Raw genomic sequence first — 18,146 nt, 5'->3', positions numbered from 1 at the left:
ATTAATTTTTTACCAAAAGTCTAAATCCTTCTCCGTGAACGTTGATGATTTCTAATCCTTCGTCGTCTTTTAATAACTTACGAAGCTTGGCAATATAAACGTCCATACTTCTTGCTGTAAAGTAATTTTCCTTTTTCCAGATCTTTCTTAAAGCAAGGTCTCTCGGCATGAAATCATTTCTGTGGATGCAAAGAAGTTTTAATAATTCATTTTCTTTAGGCGAAAGTTTGTATTCTTTATCACCTACTTTCAGCTGTCTCAGCATAGAATCAAAGAATATATTGCTGATCTTGAACTGCTCCTGTTCTTCATTTTCCAGGGTAGAACTTCTCTGAAGAATTGCTTTTATTTTGTATAATAGAAGCTCAGTATCAAAAGGTTTTGTAATATAATCATCAGCACCTAACTGATATCCCTTCAGGATATCTTCTCTCATGTTTCTTGCAGTAAGGAAAATGATCGGTGTATTTTTATCAATCTTTTTTACGTCTTCCGCTAATGAAAATCCGTCTTTTTTAGGCATCATTACGTCAAATATGCAGATATCGAATTCATTTTCCGTAAATTCTTTAAGTCCCTGCTCCCCGTCAGTGGCAAGAGTTACTTCAAAATTATTGATGGTCAAATAATCTTTAAGCACCGCCCCGAAACTCTGATCGTCCTCTACTAATAATATTCTGTTGCTCATAATTTTAATAATTAAAAATTAACAATTAAGAATGAACTTCCTCACTCTATCTTCTATATTTTGATATTTGGTTACACTTTTTATAATTGATGAATGATCATTGATAATTGATGTGATGGAGAAGTTTTATCATTTATCGATTATCATCTATCACTTATTTTTCTAGCTCATCGGTAGTTTATCGTGAAGGTACTTCCTTTTCCTTTATGAGATTCTACGATAATCTGTCCTTTGTGCAGTTCTACAATTTTCTTCACGTAAGAAAGACCTAATCCCTGGCCTTTTACGTTGTGAATATTTCCGGTTTCTTCTCTAAAGAATTTTTCGAAAATTTTGGTTTTATTCTGCGTATCCATCCCCATTCCTTTATCGGAAATTTCAATTACATACCAGTGTCCTTCATTTCTTGTTTCTACATGTATTTCCGGTGCTTCAGGAGAATATTTATTGGCATTATCCAGTAAGTTGACCAGCATATTGGAGATGTGGAATTCATCTATTTTAAAATTATACTGAGTGGCCGTAAACTTCTGCGTAAGGGTTCCATTCCTTTGTTGTACAATCAGGTTGAAAGATTCTGTAGTTTTTTTGATCAGCTCTCTTACGTTGGTCTCTTTTAAAAATAATTCCACTTCATTTCGCTCAAGCTTGGACATGTTAAGTACATTTTCCACCTGCTTTTTCATCCTTAAGTTCTCCTGCTTGATCAGTTCGGAATAGTATTTTACCTTATCCGGATTGGTGGCAATTTTGTCATTAGCCAAAGAATCCGTGGCTACAGAAATGGTTGCCAATGGTGTCTTAAACTCGTGAGACATGTTGTTGATGAAGTCTGTTTTCACTTCAGCAAGTTTTTTCTGCCTCATCATATAATTGATGGAAATAATATAAATCCCAAGAATGGTAAGGAGAGAAAGGAATGTTCCCAAAAGCATCGGCCAGTTATTCATCGCCAGGGAATATTCTTTTTTAGGAAATACCAGGGCAAGGCTGTATAATGTATTTTCTTATCCGCAAAAAGAGGAAAGCTGTAGGTATTACTGTCCTTCTTTTCTTTATAAGCCTTATTGGCAATGCTTGTAAGCTTATTATTACGATCCAGAACTCCATATCCGAACTTGGCAGTGATACCTCTTATTTTCAGTTCTTTGGCAATAACGGAGTCAAGTGTTTTCGGATCTACTCTTTTAGTAATAGGAAGGTTGTTTCCATATACTTTCACAAACTCTTTCATGGAATAATCTCCCGTCTCAATCTCCTGATTGATATCTTGCGTTAAAAGTTCGCGATTGGTGGTATCTCTTTTTATTTTATAAGCAGCTTCGTCTGTATACAATGTAGTCAGCTTGATAGAATCTCCTTTTTGAGAAATAGGCAGCTGCGTTTTTTCAATGATATTTTTGGAATAAATAATCTGTCTTTGAGTACCGGAGTCTTCTACTTGCTGAATGGTAGTTAAAGACGGCTGTTTGCTATTCGCAAGAATGTTTTTTCTGAAATCTTTATAATCCTGATTCAGGTATTTGTCAGCTTCAATCTCTTCAATACTTTTTGAAGTACTTTCCAAAACCGCATACACTTTATTTGAAAAATCCTGTTCCAGTACGCCGTAATAGCCTTTCAACCAATAAAATTGGAGCGTCACAAAGACAATCAGTGAGATTGTCATAAACACTGAAATTATTGGGATGAATTTGTTATTCATTATTTAATTATATAGGTTTTGGAAAAATGAATGTTAAAATTAATTGTTTTAAGAGTACCTAAACAAAAAACGAGCCAAAAAATTGTTTTTTTTTCTTAAAAGAGTGTTTTTTAACAATTATTTATGAATTATCTTTTAGTTGTCATATGAAAAGTCCCTTTCAATAAATAAAGTGTTAACTTTATTAAAAATAAATATTTATGGAATCTAATATCATTTTCAACAAAGATTTTGATGCTTCCAGCACTTATGTCATGAAGATTTATAAGGCTGATGTTTCAACAGTGTGGAAGTATTTTACAGAAGCCGAATTACTGGATCAATGGTGGGGACCTAAACCGTGGAAATGTGAAACGGTAAGTCAGGATTTCAAAGAAGGAGGGATCTGGATGTATACGATGGTAGGACCAAACGGAGAAAAAGGGCCTATGTATTCTCAGACTCAATATGGAGAAATTACAGAACACAGAAGTCTTGACTGGTTGAGTGCTTTCTGTGATGAAAAAGGCAATGTCAATGAAGACTTCCCAAGGTCAAAATGGCTGATTGGCTTTACCGGAGTGGAGGAAGGAACTAAAGTAACAATCAATATCCATTACCATTCTCCTGAAGTGATGAAAAAGCTTATGGATATGGGATTTGAAGAAGGATTTAAAATGGGACTGAATCAACTGGAAGAATTGATTGGATAAATGTGAATATAAAAATTATAAAAGAGGATTTTCCATTGGAAAACCCTCTTTTTATTTATCAACAGGAATTAACTTCCTGCTTTATTTTTCAAGACTCCAGCCTTTACAAAAGCTCTTCTTCCTGAAAGTACTGGATAATCGCCTTTTTCATAAGCAAAGTCTGCTCATTAGGTTTGAGTTCCGGAAGTTCTTCCACAGTTTCAAAGTGGGGCCATCCGTCTTCATAGTGGGTAAATTTATAATATCCAAAAGGCTCGAGCAATCTGCAGACTGCAATATGAATCAGGTTTACCTTGTCTTCTTTTGTATATTTTTGCTGGCCGCTTCCCAACTCCTGTAATCCTATCAGAAATAAAAGGGTTTCAATGGGTGGGTTCTTTTCAGTCTGGAAATTGTCTTCAAAGAATTGTTCTATTTTTTTCCAGTATTCAGCTTCGTTCATAATATATTTAAATGATAAATGATAGTTGATCAATGATAAAGTTAGTTCTTTAGCATTTTTCTATAGGAAGAAGTTACTTTCAGTATTTCTTCAGTTTTTGTTTTTATATCTGCTATAATTTCTTTTTGAATATATTCCAGTTCCTCTAACGTTTCAAGCCAAAACAAAGTTTCATCAGTTTCTTCAATCACGATAGATATTTTAGAAAACCGCTCAGCTTTTGATCTTGCTCTGCACATAGCTCTATAATTAGCAGCCATAGAAGTAGAAGACCGGAATATTTGTTTTCTGATCACAGAAAAGGCTTCATTAGGTGGAAGTTTAGAAAATTCTTTAATGATCATGATGGCTAGCTGCTTTGTTTTAAGAGCAAAAATTGTATTATAATCCGGGCTATCCATCATTTATCATTTATGAATTATCATTTATTTTCAACAGGAATGCATATTCTAATGCATCTTCTTTCAGAGATTCAAATCTTCCGCTTGCCCCTCCGTGTCCGGAGCTCATGTCGGTTTTGAAGACTAAAATATTATTATCTGTTTTTAATTCTCTCAGTTTTGCCGTCCATTTTGCAGGTTCCCAATACTGTACCTGAGAATCATGAAATCCTGTCGTGATCAGCATATGCGGATAATCTTTCGCTTCTACATTATCATAAGGAGAATAGTCTTTCATATAATGATAGTATTCCTTATCATTAGGATTTCCCCACTCATCATATTCTCCGGTTGTCAAAGGAATTGTATCATCCAGCATTGTTGTAACAACATCTACAAAAGGTACCTGTGCCACAATTCCGTTGAATAACTGAGGTTCATAATTTACCACAGCGCCTACCAGCAATCCGCCGGCACTTCCTCCCATGGCATACATATGTTTGGATGAAGTATAATTTTCTCTGATCAGGTATTTTCCTGCGTCAATAAAATCAAAGAATGTATTTTTCTTAAACAACATCTTTCCGTCTTCATACCATTCTCTTCCCAGATATTCTCCACCACGGATGTGAGCAATAGCATAAATAAATCCTCTATCCAGCAAAGACAATCTTACATTGGAAAAGCTGGCATCAACAGTATGTCCGTAGCTTCCATATCCATATAAAAGAAGGGGAGTGTCAGGTGATTTCTTAGTGTCTTTATGATAAACCAGGGAAATAGGAACTTTTGTCTTTCCATCTCTTGAATCTGCCCAGATTCTCTCCGAAATATAATTTTCAGGAGCAAACTTTCCACCCAAAACTTCCTGTTGTTTCAGAAGTTTTGTCGTCTTTTCCTTCATGTTGTACTCATACGTGGAACTAGGCTGTGTAAGGGAAGTATATCCATAGCGTAAAATTTCCGTATCAAATTCCAGATTGATCCCGATATAAGCTGTATAAGTAGGATCTGAGAAAGGTAAGTAGTAAGATTCCTGTGTTTTCTCGTCAATGATTTTGATCTGAAGCAATCCTCTTTCTCTTTCCTCGAGAACCAGATAATCTTTAAAGATCTCAAAACCTTCCAGTAAAACTTCTGCACGGTGCGGAATCACATCCACCCAGTTTTCCATGCTGCAGCTATCAATCTTTGCCTTTACAATCTTGAAATTGATGGCATCATCGGCATTGGTAATGATATAAAATTCGTCTTCATAATGCTCTACTGAATATTCAAGGTCATCTATCCTTGGCTGGATCACAGTCCATTCTGCAAATACATTGTCAGAAGGAATAAAACGATGTTCATCAGAAATAGTGCTTGAGCTTGCAATGAAAATATACTCTAATGATTTTGTCTTAAATACATTGACATCAAAAGTCTCATCTTCTTCATGGAAGATCAGTACATCTTCCGCTGAATCTGTTCCCAGCTTGTGTCTGTACACCTGAAATGCACGAAGACTTTTATCTTTTCTGATGTAAAATATATGTTGGTTATCATTTGCCCAAACAGCTTTTCCTGTCGTATTAGGAATAGTGTCCGGCAGGATTTCTCCGGTTTTTAAGTTTTTAAAATTTAGTGTATAAATTCTTCTTCCTACATCATCGGAAGAAAAAGAAGTCAGTTCGTTGCTGGGGCTTACGGCAACACTTCCTACTTCAAAAAACTCTTTACCTTCTGCCAGAATATTAACGTCGAGTACAATTTCCTCATCATTCTCAAGGCTTTTATATTTTCTGCAGAAGATAGGATATTCTTTGCCTTCTTCATAACGTACAATATACCAGTACTCATTAAAGAAATAAGGAAGAGACTCATCGTCCTTTTTGTAGCGGGCTTTCATCTCTTCGAAAAGCTCTTCCTGAAGGGCTTCCGTATCTTTCATGATGAATTCTTCGTAGGCATTTTCTTCCTCAATGTATTTGATCACTTCAGGGTTTTCCCTTTCGTTCAGCCAAAAGTAATTATCGGTTCTTATATCGCCGTGGGTTTCTAGTATTTTTTCAATTTTTTTTGCCTGTGGAGCTTTCATCCGGGGTATTTTATTTTTTTATTGAATAGAATGTTCTTATACTTTTTTCTTCTGAAAGTAAGTAATTTAAGCAGAAATCCTTTCAATATTAATTTTTGTTCAAATTTAGGTAAAAAAAAACCATCTTTCCTTTATTGAAAAGATGGTTCATTGTATTTTTATAATTAAAGACTATTTGTGAAGTGCTTTAATATACTTTTCAAGGGCCATTGTCATAGAAGGAGTTTCCTTCGTAGGTGCCATTAAATCTACTTTTAATCCTGCTTCTTCTGCAGCTGCCAAAGTCGTGTTTCCAAAAACTCCGATCTTTGTTTCATCTTGCTTGAAGTCAGGGAAATTTTGTTGTAGCGATTTTATTCCCTGCGGACTGAAGAAAATCAGCATGTCATAATCTTTGACATTGATATCTGTAAGGTCGCTGCATACGGTACGGTACATAATTGCTCTTGTCCAGTCTACATTAGATGCATCCATGGTTTTTACAATATCCGGACTCAAAACATCTGAAGATGGCAACAGATATTTTTCAGTTGGGAATTTTTTGAAAAGAGGAAGCAGATCTGAGAAGTTTTTCTCCCCAAAGCTGATTTTTCTTTTTCTGTACACAATATGCTTTTGAAGGTAGTTGGCAATTGCTTCCGACTGGCAGATGTATCTCATTGTATCCGGAACAGCAAAACGCAATTCCTCCGCGAGTCTGAAGTAATGGTCAATCGCATTTTTACTGGTAAAAATAATACCGGTATACTGCGTCAGATCTATTTTCTGTGTTCTGAGCTCTTTATTGTCAACCCCTTCGACGTGGATAAATGGACGGAAATCAATCTTTATTTTTTCCTTCTTCGCTATATCCAAATATGGAGAAGACTCACTAGGCGCTGGTTGAGAAACCAATATAGACTTTATTCTCATCATTGACTTTTATTAAAAAAATAACAACTTCCAAAGCAATAATAATGGTGCGATTTGGAGGGTGCAAATATACAAAAATTTATAATACCATTTCTCGGGAAGAATCTTGTTCTTGTGAAATAAATAGAAAAAGACTTTGAAAATGAATACAAAAGCGAAGAAGCAGAAATAATATAAAAACATTTTATTTCTGTCTATCGGGAAGTAATAATGGGCTACACAAAGAATTATTAGCAAAAATGAAAGAATGAAATAAAATTTTGTGGAGGTAAAATAGAAAATAGTCCATTTTTTTCCGTCCCCTATACTTTGGTAAAATAGAAATCCTAATGTTGATTTTGTTAAATAAAAAAGCAGCACCGCCAGCAATGTATATCCAAATTTATTAAGCTGATATCCCAGAAGCTGAAGATCTGCAATATATTTCGGTACTATAGGAACGTACTGTGAAATTAATACAGACAGGGTAAGTGTCGTTACACAGGACGTGATAATCCAGCTGGGAAGGTTGTTGCTTGCATCAAAATATTTCTGAAGCAGAAAATCTTTGAGACTGGCATCCCTTTCTATGACGTTCATCATAAAAACATATAAAAATATACAGCCCACAAGGATAAAGATTACCCAATCATTATTTTCAGGTATTCTTACATGATTGATGAAGTGTTGTGATGATGGCAAAATTTAAGTTTTTTTTATTTATTATTTAACTTCAGGATGACACAGTCCGGCACAGGTTTTCCTGTCACCAGGTCCATGAACCTGCAGTTAAAATATTTGCTCTCATCGATTTTACGTATTGTTCAGATCTGTTGAATAAAAGTTTCTGTTTCATCCGCTTAATCCCCGAGAAATATTTTTGCAAAATTATAGATTATTTTGTATAAAATAAAAAGGTTAAATAAACTATCTTTGCAAACTGAAATGAAAAAACTCGTCATCATCCCGACCTATAACGAAAAGGAAAATATTGAAAATATTATTTCCGCAGTTTTTGCATTGGAGGATGACTTTCATATCTTAGTAGTAGATGATTCTTCTCCTGACGGAACTGCAGAAATTGTAAAAGAACTGCAAAAGAAACATCCGCATTATCTGCACCTGTCCATAAGGCATGTAAAAGACGGATTGGGAAAGGCATATATCCACGGGTTTAAATGGGCCATCGAAAATAAATACGATTATATTTTTGAGATGGATGCCGATTTTTCCCACAATCCTAATGATCTGCCGAAGCTTTTTGAAGCATGTAAAAATGCAGATATGGCGATCGGTTCCCGTTACTCAAAAGGAGTGAATGTAGTGAACTGGCCTATGGGAAGAGTGCTGCTTTCTTATTTTGCATCCAAATATGTAAGGTTTGTATTAGGCCTTCCAATTCATGATACGACAGCGGGATTTGTCTGCTTTTCAAGAAAAGTATTGGAAGAAATAGGATTGGATAATGTGAAACTGAAGGGATATGGATTTCAGATTGAAATGAAATTCAGAGCATTTAAAAAAGGTTTCAGAATTGTAGAAGTTCCTATTATATTTACCAACAGAATTTTAGGAGAAAGCAAAATGAATGGTGGAATTATCCATGAAGCAGTTTTCGGGGTATTGAATTTAAAATGGAAATCAATCATCAACAGATTATGAAACTGATGAAAAAGTTAATCTTTATTTTCGTTTTGTTGGGCTTGTTTTCGTGCAGCGATTATATTGATAAGCCCAAAAATCTGGTCGATAAAGGTTTGATGGCTGAAATCATTGCCGATCTTGCCATCAACGATCAGGCTATTTTTGTATATCCTGACAAAAATATGGAAGCAGGAACCAGAGCTGTTTTGAAATCACATAAGGTAAAGCCTGATGATTTTGTAGATAGTTTCAAATACTATGTGATTAAAGAAGAAATGGATGGGATTACCAGTGATGCGCAGGAAATATTGCTGAAAAAAGATCCCAAAGCAGATAAATATGTAAAGGAAAGACTGAAACAGAATGGTCCTGTAATGCCTGTAGTAAGGTAAATAAGGCTGGAAGTTTCTGTCACACAAAATCACTGGTCAAAACAGTGCATTTAAAAAAGTATAGAGATGAAATTTTTTAATATAGAAAAAACCTCTGAAGGAAAAGCAAGAGCAGGGGAAATTACCACAGATCACGGGAAGATTCAAACTCCTATTTTTATGCCTGTGGGAACTGTAGCAAGTGTAAAGACAGTTCATCAGAGAGAATTAAAAGAAGACATTAAAGCTCAGATTATTCTGGGAAATACTTATCACCTATACCTTCGTCCGGGCATGGAAACGATGCAGGATGCAGGTGGTTTACACAAATTCATGAACTGGGATCTTCCTATTCTTACCGATTCAGGAGGTTTTCAGGTATTTTCACTGGCAAGTAACAGAAAAATGACAGAAGAAGGTGCGAGATTCAAATCTCACATCGACGGAAGTTATCATATGTTCTCTCCGGAAAGATCAATGGAGATTCAAAGACAGATCGGAGCTGACATTTTCATGGCTTTTGATGAATGTACACCTTACCCTTGTGATTACAACCAGGCGAAATCATCGATGGAGCTTACCCACCGTTGGCTGAAAAGATGTATTGACTGGACTAACGATAATCCTGAATTATACGGACATAAACAAAGACTTTTCCCGATTGTTCAGGGATCTACTTATTCTGACCTTCGAAAAATTTCTGCAGAAGTAATTTCTGAAGCAGGAGCAGAAGGAAATGCTATCGGAGGACTTTCGGTCGGAGAGCCTGAAGAAGAAATGTACAGAATCACTGACGAAGTAACAGATATCCTTCCAAAAGAGAAACCAAGATACCTGATGGGAGTAGGAACTCCGTGGAATATCCTTGAATCGATCGGGTTGGGAATTGATATGATGGATTGTGTGATGCCAACGAGAAATGCAAGAAATGCAATGCTTTTCACATGGCAAGGGGTGATGAACCTTAAAAATGAAAAATGGAAACGCGATTTTTCGCCTTTGGATGAATTTGGGACCAGTTTTGTAGATCGTGAATATTCAAAAGCGTATCTTCGTCACTTGTTTGTATCTAAAGAATATCTGGCAAAACAGATTGCTTCGATTCATAATCTGGCATTCTACCTTGATTTAGTAAAAGTAGCCAGAGAACATATTATGGCAGGTGATTTCTATGAATGGAAAAACTCTGTAGTACCGGTTCTTAGACAAAGACTGTAAGAGAATATGCTTAAAATTGTAGACAGATATATCATTAAAAAATACCTTGGAACTTTCAGTTTCATGTTGGTATTATTGTCTATAGTCGTATTGGTAATCGATGTTCAGCAAAAGATTCCAAGGATAGAAAATGCCAAGGCCATTGATCCGAAACTGGATCTGACCTATTTTCTTATCCATTTTTATCCTTTCTGGATCATCAATCTTGTGGTGACTTTCCTTTCCATTCTGGTATTTATTTCGGTGATCTATTTTACCTCCAGAATGGCAAATAATACTGAAATTGTTGCTATTATCAGTAGTGGAGCCAGTTTTCACAGGTTTTCCAAGCCCTATCTGGTTACTTCCATTTTTATTGGATTGATCGCCCTTGTAGTGTACCATATGGTGCTGCCATGGGCCAATATCAAGAAAAATGAGCTGGAAGCCTATACTTATAATGCAGCCAATAAAGAAAAGATTTTAGGAACCGCTCCTGCTTCTTCACAGCTGAGTAAGACGGAATATATTTTCGTTGATTCTTGGAATAAAAGAGAAAAAAGAGGGTCGAGTTTTGTCTATCAGAAATATGATAAAGACAGAAAAATGACCTACGAGCTGAAGGCAAGTGAAGTGTATTGGGATAAAGCCAAAAAACAGTTTGTCTTAAATAACTATCTGGAAAAAACAATCAATAAAGACAATACCGAAAAACTCGGAAACGGAATAGAATTAAGAAAAAATTACGGGCATTCTCCGGAAGAACTTTTCCCGAATGAGCTTTTGGGACAAAATAAAACCACTCCCGAACTTTTGAAATTCATTGAAAGAGAAAAAGAAAGAGGAAACAGTAACCTGAACTCTTATCTGAATGAACTTCACCAGAGAACTTCCATGCCTGTTTCAATCATTATTCTGACATTTCTGGCGCTTTCCCTGTCATCACAGAAGAAAAGAGGAGGATTAGGAGTCAATCTAGCCATCGGGATTTCATTGGCCTTCATTTTCGTGTTTTCATTCGAAGCCTTAAAAGTGGTTTCGGAAAATAAAAGTTTGTCTCCGGCTGTAGCCATGTGGCTGCCTAATATGGTGTTTTTGCCGCTTACCCTTTATTTGTATATCAAGAGAGCTAATCAGTAAAGTAATTTTACTTCTTTGTGATAAAAGGAATGCATTCCGTCTTCCAGTTCGATCCAGAGTTCACCTTTTTCGTCTGCATGTCGGATGATGCCATTTTGTCGCTCTTTTTCAATTTCAAAAACTGAGATCTGATCCTTTCTGAAAAGATTTTTATTAAATCCATCCAGAATTTCCTGATCTGAAGGTATGCTTTTAAGCCTTTCAGACAAATATTCATGAAGGTTGAATGCAAGTTCTTCCAGATCAAATCGGATCCCTGTCTGCGTCAGAAGTGATCCTGCATTGGATATTTCATCAAAACTTTCCTGAAGAATATTGATCCCGGCTCCGATAATGAAATAATTATTTTGATTAATTTTTTTCTTTTCTATTAAAATTCCAACGATTTTTTTACCTTTAAGGATAATATCATTCGGCCATTTGATTTTTACCTCAGAGTCAGACAATTTGGCAATGAAATCCCGGATCACCATTGCGGTATAATAATTGAACATAAAGTCGGAGCACAGGATGTTCTGAGTATTCACTGCCAGCGTATAAGCCAGATTTTTTCCGGCGGTCTGAGTCCAGATATTTCCATACTGACCACGGCCTTTAGTTTGATTAAAAGTATGAAGCCCTATAAAATTTGAATCTCCGTAAAGTAAAAACTTTGATATTTCGTCATTAGTAGAAGAACATTCTTTCAGGTAGAAGAGTTGGCTCATTTAAGAAAACTTTAAGAGATTAAGAGGGTAAAAGTAAGGTTAAAGTAAAGAAAAAACAATAAATTTGCAGATTATAGTATTTTTTTAATGAATAAAACAGCAGAAAAACAAGCGTTAATAGATAAAATCGTTGAAGCTATCCAGGATGTAAAAGGAGAAGACATTATGATCTTCGATCTTTCAAACATCGAAAACTCCGTAGCAGAAACGTTCGTGATATGTAGTGGAAACTCAAATACACAGGTAGCTGCATTGGCAGGAAGTGTAGAGAAGAAAGTAAGAAACGAACTGCAGGACAGACCTTGGCACGTAGAAGGTACTGAGAATGCGATGTGGGTATTGGTGGATTACGTTTCAGTGGTGGTTCATATATTCCAGAAACAGGTACGTGAGTACTACGATATAGAAGAGCTTTGGGGTGACGCAGTCATTACCAGAATTGAAAATGAATAATAAAAATTTTAAAAAGTCTAAATGAATAATAAAGGATTCAACTGGTTCTTTCCTATTGCAATCGTAGCTCTTTTGCTATTCTTTGGCTCCAACTTCCTTGGAGGTGATGCAGCAAAATCTATTGATGAAGATGGTTTCTTTAGAGAAATGCAGGCGGGCAAAGTCCAGAATATAATTATATACAAAGACATAGAGAAAGCTGATGTTTTCCTAACAAAAGAAGCAAAATCGGCAATGGTTTCCAAAGCCGGAAAAGAAAACAACCCTCTTTCTGCCTTCGAAATGGCTCCAAAAGCAGATTTTTCTGTGAAATACGGAGATCTTCAACTTTTCCTTCAGAAATTTGAACAGGTCAAAGCCAGCAATCCGGTTATTAAAACAACCAAAGATTACGGTACAGGGAAGAGCGCATTAATGGATATCTTAATCCCTGCGCTGGTTTGGATTTCAATTTTAGGATTATTCTACTTCCTTCTTTTCAGAAAGATGGGCGGTGGCGGAGGTCCTGGTGGACAAATTTTCTCTATCGGAAAATCTAAAGCGAAGCTTTTCGACGAAAAAGAAAGAATTCAGGTAACATTCAAGGATGTTGCAGGATTGGAAGGTGCTAAAGAAGAAGTTCAGGAAGTAGTAGACTTCTTGAAAAACTCCGAGAAATATACAAAACTGGGAGGTAAAATTCCTAAAGGAGTTCTTTTAGTAGGGCCTCCGGGAACTGGTAAAACCCTATTGGCGAAAGCTGTTGCAGGGGAAGCTAAAGTTCCGTTTTTCTCACTTTCAGGTTCTGATTTCGTTGAAATGTTTGTTGGGGTAGGAGCTTCCAGAGTAAGAGACCTTTTTGCTCAGGCAAAAGCAAAATCTCCGGCCATTATCTTCATTGATGAGATTGATGCTATCGGACGTGCAAGAGGAAAAAATAATTTCTCCGGCGGAAACGACGAAAGAGAAAATACCTTGAACCAGCTTCTTACTGAAATGGATGGTTTCGGAACAGACACTAACGTTATCGTAATGGCAGCAACCAACAGAGCGGATATCCTTGATAAAGCTTTGATGAGAGCCGGACGTTTTGACCGATCTATCTATGTAGACCTTCCGGAGCTTCATGAAAGAAGACAGATCTTTGATGTTCACTTGAAAAAGATCAAACTTGATGATAATGTAGACAGAGAATTTCTTGCAAAACAGACTCCAGGATTCAGTGGAGCGGATATTGCCAACGTTTGTAACGAAGCGGCGCTTATCGCAGCAAGAAATAACCATACTTCCGTAACAAAACAGGATTTCCTTGATGCTGTAGACAGAATCATCGGTGGTCTTGAAAAGAAAAATAAAGCAATCAAACCTTCTGAAAAAAGAAGAGTGGCTTACCACGAAGCAGGTCACGCTACGATATCATGGTTGGTAGAACACGCATCTCCACTTTTAAAGGTGACGATCGTTCCCAGAGGACGTTCACTAGGAGCAGCATGGTACCTTCCTGAAGAAAGACAGCTTACCACAACTGAACAGATGTTGGATGAAATGTGTGCAACATTAGGAGGTAGAGCAGCAGAGCAGGTTATTTTCAATAACATTTCTACAGGAGCACTTTCTGACCTGGAAACAGTAACGAAGAGAGCTCAGGCTATGGTAACGATCTACGGATTAAGCCCGAATATCGGTAATATTTCTTACTATGACAGTTCAGGCCAGTCTGAGTATAATTTCGGAAAACCATATTCTGAAGAAACAGCTACTAAGATTGATGCAGAGATCAAATCCATCATCGAAAACCAATACGAGAGAGCAGTAAGAATTCTTGCTGATAATAAAGACAAGCTTGATGCTTTAGCCAGCAAACTGTTGGAAAAAGAAGTGATCTTCCGTGAAGACTTAGAAGAAATATTCGGAAAAAGAGCATGGGATCCTGAATTGACAGAGAAACCTGTAACCAATACTATTCCTGAAAAAGAGCAGCCGGTAGTAGTGGAAAAACCTCAGATCAAAGAAAAAGAAGAAGAAAGCGAAATACAGGCTCCAGAAAGCCCAACACAGCTTTAAGACTCTTAAAAAATAGAATTCATAAAAACCTGACGACTTCAAGTTGTCAGGTTTTTTCATATTTAAGGAGATATTTTGGATACTATTGTAATTAATTTTCTATTTTTGTATAAAGTTGACTAAAAATAGATTAAGTTGAATTTATTCAAGAGGATTGTAAGCAAACTTACCAACCAGCCTGAAGAAGAGGACAAACAGAGCCTGGAGAAGCTTGGGGATTCGCTGAAAAATGCGGATCTTGACTATAAGTTTGCGCAATTATTTACGCATTCAGGGGGATTTTTTAATTATTGTGCAGATGAAGCGGAGGCTCTACAAACTTTAAATCAAATTATCAAAATAGAAGGGATACATAATCTTTTTTGTTGGGATAAAGAACTTCAGAATTTTTTGAACGTTGTGAAGTCTTCGTATACTTCAGAATTACAGCCGTCTAATGACGCCGCATTCATCACCTGTGAATATCTGATTGCTTATGACGGCAGAATCATGCTTTCACATAATAATATTCTTCACTACCATTCTTCAAGGCTTCCCGATAGAATTATCATTATTGCCAATGTTTCTCAGATTGTAAACAACCTGAATGACGCTATGGGGAAAATAAAAAGAAACGGAAATATCAAGAACCTTACTTCCATAAGCGGAAGCCAATCGAAAATGGACAGTTCTTCCAATTCCAATACAAAACTGTTTTTATTGCTGCTTGAAGATTAAGCAACCACTTCTAAATTTTAAATTTTGGACAAAAATCTCATTCAAAGAACCCTGTCAGGTATCGTTTATGTAGCTATCATTATTCTTTGTTCTACTCCGCTGGGAGCACAGCTGCTGAACAATATTGCACCTGGTCTTATCAAGCAACAGTATCTCTATCATGGATTAATGAGTTTGCTGCTGGTTGTAGGAACCTGGGAATGTGTCAAAATCATGAAGTTTGGAAACGGCTATGAAAAATGGGTGGTATATCCATTGGTCATTTTTATATTCTATATGTTCTCCAAAAGATATTTTAATCACGATTTCTTTTTTGATTTCAGGCTTAGTGAAATACTGGCACTGGTACTTATTGGGATTGCTGTGGTTACATTATTCAAATATCCCAACGAACTCTACTTCGACAGCGGAAAACTTATTTTTACCGTAATCTACGTAGCCCTGCCCTTCAGTTTTGCATTGGGGTTACCCAAATTCTCCAGTTATAGTGACAGTTTCTCTCTGGAGGTTCTGTTCCTGTTTATTCTGATCTGGAGCAGCGATACCTTTGCGTATCTGGTAGGAAAATTCTTCGGTAAACATAAAATGGCCCCTAAAATATCCCCTAAAAAAACTTGGGAAGGATATGCCGGAGGTGTTGTTTTAACATTGGTTTTATCCTACTTTATTGAACACTATCAGCCTGAGCTGAGAGGCAACTGGATGGTTGTAGGATTTTTGATTGCTGCCTTTGCTCCTTTAGGAGATCTGGTGGAGAGTCAATTGAAGAGAAACTTCGGTGTAAAGGACAGTGGAAACATCATTCCCGGGCATGGAGGAGTTTTAGACAGACTGGATAGTTTTATTATCTGCGTTCCTGTCGTATATTTGTACTTTATTTTAGAAAAATTTATTTAATCTCATGAAATTACATAGAGAATCAAAAGGAACGATTACCGTTGCAACCCTGCTTTTTATTATTCTGGGTGCTTTAGCAATTTATTTCCTTGAAATATGGTCACTGGTGATCATTATGCCTTTGTTGGTTATTTACGGTTTAGTTTTCTGGTTCTTCAGAGTTCCGGATCGTAATATTCTTGATCACAAAGAAAATGTTATTGCTCCGGTTGACGGAAAAGTGGTAATGATCAAAGAAGTGGAAGAGGATGAATTTATAAAAGGAAAAGCCATCCAGGTTTCTATTTTTATGTCTCCACTCAATGTTCATATCTGCAGATACCCGGTGTCAGGAGAAGTGATTTACAAAAAATATCACCCGGGAAAATATCTGGTAGCATGGCATGAAAAGTCTTCTACAGAAAACGAAAGAACTACGGTAGCTATTCAGACGATGACTAATCATAAAGTAGTCTTCAGACAGATTGCCGGATATGTTGCGAGAAGAATCGTTTTCTATTGTAATGAAGGGGATAAAGCAAAGGCCGGGCATGAATTCGGATTTATTAAATTCGGTTCCAGAATGGATGTATTCCTGCCTTTAGACACAGAGATTATCTGTAAGATCGGAGATATTACAAAAGGAGGTGAGGATGTTATCGCCAAACTGAAAGAAAATTAAAATTATTACAATATAAATATATAAGAGGGCCATTGGGTCCTCTTTTTCATTTGATGGGTACTACTGATAGGTGAGTTTAGCTACTCAAGAGTAGTATTGCGTATTGATATATAGGTTTTCTTTTATAGAGAACAATAATTTTGCCGGCTTAAAAATAAGACACATTAATTAGGTAAGTTGATAACTGTTAATGTTTTTGTCATATGATTTTGCTTAGTTTCAATATTTCAATATTGGAATTTTAGTAAATTGTATAAAGAAAATCACTTAATTTTTTTAACAGGAAATTACTAAAAGGCACTTTGTATTTTATTTGATTAAGAATATAGAGGATTTTTTTCTAGCTTTGTTCGAATCCCTATTTGTTCTTTATAAAACAACAATAAGATGATTTATAATTTTTTATTTAAAATGCTTAATGGCGAGTCAGACAAAATGGAAGCTAATGCTGACCGTAATTATCTGAATATTATTAACAGGTATCTGTTTTCATTGTTTTTCATATTCTTGTTTTATTCTGTTTTTATCATTGCTTTTTTTGGAGACATGCTGATTTCAATATTCCTTACTTCTATTACTTTTTTCTGGCTGCTTCTGATGGCTATAAAAGGTAAAACAAGAAGATTTAAAAAGATTTTGAAGCCTTTTATTATCCTTGTTTTTGTTTTACTGACTTTTATAGTAAGTTTTTTTTATATTTATACCTATAAGAGTGGCGGTGTAGAATATTTCTATTTTTGCCTTTTATTTGCAGTTCCATTTTTTCTCAATTATAAGAAGGATCCGTTTTGTATCATTTTTATTACTCTCATTATCAGCATTAACTTTATTGCATGCCTTTACTATGATTTTAATTTTCTTCCCAGAAGTAGATTTTTAGAAAAAGATGATTTTAAAACCTTAAAATTGTTAAATATCTTGTTTTCTATCGCCTATTTTTTCATGGATATTGTTTTTATCACTCAGAAAGATGCATTGATTCATGGACTGATTTCCGATAAAAAAGAAAAAGACTCTACCATTAAGGATCTTGTAAAAACGAATACAGAACTGATGAAGCATCAGATGCTCATCAATCATCTTTCAGAAGAAAATGTCCAGGAGATTTTAAGCCTGGCAGAAAATAATTCACCAATGTTCTTTGAAAAATTTCAGGTGTTTTTTCCTCATTTTATTCCTGAAATTTTAAGAATAAATCCTAATCTCATCCATTCTGAACTCTATTTCTGTGCATTGATGAAGCTGGATTTTGATACAAAAAAAATTGCACAGTGCACCAAAAACAGTATTCGGGCTGTGGAAAGTAAAAAGTACAGAATCCGGAAAAAATTAAATATTTCCTCGGAGATTAATATCAATAGCTTTCTTATAAAAATTTAAACAGAATTCTGATTTTTATTACTCGTACGTAGTGTTGAGTAGCTTCCGATGGTGTTTTTTT

18 protein-coding genes and 1 pseudogene are annotated in these 18,146 nt (G+C 35.8%); 11 read left to right on the top strand and 8 right to left on the bottom strand.

Going from position 1 to position 18,146, the window contains the following annotated elements; translation table 11 throughout:
• Nucleotide 1 precedes the first annotated feature (1 nt).
• Nucleotides 2-688 (bottom strand): response regulator transcription factor, encoded by a 687-nt coding sequence (locus KBP46_RS13675; RefSeq protein ID WP_002982671.1) that lies wholly within the window; start codon nt 686-688, stop codon nt 2-4.
• A 167-nt stretch (nt 689-855) separates the two neighbouring features.
• A pseudogene (locus KBP46_RS13670) lies at nt 856-2,393 on the bottom strand (sensor histidine kinase).
• A gap of 200 nt (nt 2,394-2,593) precedes the next feature.
• Between KBP46_RS13670 and KBP46_RS13665 the strand changes: the two are divergent.
• Nucleotides 2,594-3,085 carry an SRPBCC domain-containing protein gene (locus KBP46_RS13665; RefSeq protein ID WP_216443479.1) on the top strand — a complete coding sequence of 164 codons (492 nt, stop codon included), beginning with the start codon at nt 2,594-2,596 and terminating at the stop codon, nt 3,083-3,085.
• Between the two features lie 103 nt (nt 3,086-3,188).
• Here the strand turns inward: KBP46_RS13665 and KBP46_RS13660 are convergent, their stop codons facing one another.
• The 5 genes from KBP46_RS13660 to KBP46_RS13640 all read right to left on the bottom strand — a co-directional run bounded on the left by KBP46_RS13660 (nt 3,189) and on the right by KBP46_RS13640 (nt 7,577).
• Entirely contained in the window at nt 3,189-3,527 is a 339-nt protein-coding gene (locus KBP46_RS13660) for a hypothetical protein (protein WP_120232485.1), read from the bottom strand.
• 41 nt (nt 3,528-3,568) lie between these two features.
• Nucleotides 3,569-3,931 (bottom strand): four helix bundle protein, encoded by a 363-nt coding sequence (locus tag KBP46_RS13655; RefSeq protein ID WP_228432341.1) that lies wholly within the window; start codon nt 3,929-3,931, stop codon nt 3,569-3,571.
• A 7-nt stretch (nt 3,932-3,938) separates the two neighbouring features.
• Nucleotides 3,939-5,984, bottom strand: a complete 2,046-nt coding sequence (locus KBP46_RS13650; RefSeq protein ID WP_216443478.1) for a S9 family peptidase — start codon at nt 5,982-5,984, stop codon at nt 3,939-3,941.
• Nucleotides 5,985-6,155: 171 nt separating this feature from the next.
• Nucleotides 6,156-6,896, bottom strand: a complete 741-nt coding sequence (locus KBP46_RS13645) for a uroporphyrinogen-III synthase (protein WP_034691594.1) — start codon at nt 6,894-6,896, stop codon at nt 6,156-6,158.
• 12 nt (nt 6,897-6,908) lie between these two features.
• The gene (locus tag KBP46_RS13640) at nt 6,909-7,577 is read right to left on the bottom strand and encodes a DUF4271 domain-containing protein (RefSeq protein WP_051934165.1); all 669 of its coding nucleotides are present in this window, start codon (nt 7,575-7,577) and stop codon (nt 6,909-6,911) included.
• 243 nt (nt 7,578-7,820) lie between these two features.
• On the opposite strand from KBP46_RS13640, the gene KBP46_RS13635 reads away from it, so the two are divergent.
• The 4 genes from KBP46_RS13635 (at nt 7,821) to KBP46_RS13620 (ending at nt 11,227) form a co-directional block, all read left to right on the top strand.
• Nucleotides 7,821-8,537 (top strand): polyprenol monophosphomannose synthase, encoded by a 717-nt coding sequence (locus tag KBP46_RS13635; protein WP_034691591.1) that lies wholly within the window; start codon nt 7,821-7,823, stop codon nt 8,535-8,537.
• Between the two features lie 5 nt (nt 8,538-8,542).
• The gene (locus KBP46_RS13630; RefSeq protein WP_228432339.1) at nt 8,543-8,911 is read left to right on the top strand and encodes a DUF4296 domain-containing protein; all 369 of its coding nucleotides are present in this window, start codon (nt 8,543-8,545) and stop codon (nt 8,909-8,911) included.
• A gap of 66 nt (nt 8,912-8,977) precedes the next feature.
• Complete coding sequence (gene tgt, locus KBP46_RS13625) at nt 8,978-10,108, top strand: tRNA guanosine(34) transglycosylase Tgt (RefSeq protein ID WP_047427159.1); 1,131 nt, start codon at nt 8,978-8,980, stop codon at nt 10,106-10,108.
• A 6-nt stretch (nt 10,109-10,114) separates the two neighbouring features.
• Entirely contained in the window at nt 10,115-11,227 is a 1,113-nt protein-coding gene (locus KBP46_RS13620) for an LptF/LptG family permease (protein WP_034691587.1), read from the top strand.
• Here KBP46_RS13620 and KBP46_RS13615 read toward each other — a convergent pair.
• Nucleotides 11,221-11,934: a biotin--[acetyl-CoA-carboxylase] ligase gene (locus KBP46_RS13615; RefSeq protein ID WP_216443477.1), complete on the bottom strand. Its 714-nt coding sequence runs from the start codon at nt 11,932-11,934 to the stop codon at nt 11,221-11,223. The two genes, KBP46_RS13620 and KBP46_RS13615, sit on opposite strands and share 7 nt — an antisense overlap.
• An 87-nt stretch (nt 11,935-12,021) precedes the next feature.
• On the opposite strand from KBP46_RS13615, the gene rsfS reads away from it, so the two are divergent.
• From rsfS to KBP46_RS13585, 6 genes are all read left to right on the top strand, one after another.
• Nucleotides 12,022-12,387 (top strand): ribosome silencing factor, encoded by a 366-nt coding sequence (rsfS, locus tag KBP46_RS13610; RefSeq protein WP_047097448.1) that lies wholly within the window; start codon nt 12,022-12,024, stop codon nt 12,385-12,387.
• Between the two features lie 21 nt (nt 12,388-12,408).
• Complete coding sequence (gene ftsH, locus KBP46_RS13605) at nt 12,409-14,430, top strand: ATP-dependent zinc metalloprotease FtsH (RefSeq protein WP_216443476.1); 2,022 nt, start codon at nt 12,409-12,411, stop codon at nt 14,428-14,430.
• Nucleotides 14,431-14,565: 135 nt separating this feature from the next.
• Nucleotides 14,566-15,147 carry an LUD domain-containing protein gene (locus tag KBP46_RS13600; RefSeq protein WP_034691583.1) on the top strand — a complete coding sequence of 194 codons (582 nt, stop codon included), beginning with the start codon at nt 14,566-14,568 and terminating at the stop codon, nt 15,145-15,147.
• A gap of 24 nt (nt 15,148-15,171) precedes the next feature.
• Entirely contained in the window at nt 15,172-16,044 is an 873-nt protein-coding gene (locus tag KBP46_RS13595; protein ID WP_062673285.1) for a phosphatidate cytidylyltransferase, read from the top strand.
• Between the two features lie 4 nt (nt 16,045-16,048).
• Nucleotides 16,049-16,705, top strand: a complete 657-nt coding sequence (locus tag KBP46_RS13590; RefSeq protein WP_062673286.1) for a phosphatidylserine decarboxylase family protein — start codon at nt 16,049-16,051, stop codon at nt 16,703-16,705.
• Between the two features lie 387 nt (nt 16,706-17,092).
• A complete protein-coding gene (locus tag KBP46_RS13585; RefSeq protein WP_062673288.1) occupies nt 17,093-18,085 on the top strand; it encodes a hypothetical protein in 993 nt (330 codons plus the stop codon).
• Nucleotides 18,086-18,146 lie beyond the last annotated feature (61 nt).

The sequence above is a fragment of the Chryseobacterium sp. PCH239 genome (genome assembly GCF_018924625.1).
GTDB classification, from domain to species: Bacteria; Bacteroidota; Bacteroidia; order Flavobacteriales; family Weeksellaceae; genus Chryseobacterium; species Chryseobacterium cucumeris.
The sequence above is the reverse complement of the archived record's forward strand: the minus strand, read 5'-3'. Positions and strand labels throughout refer to the sequence as shown.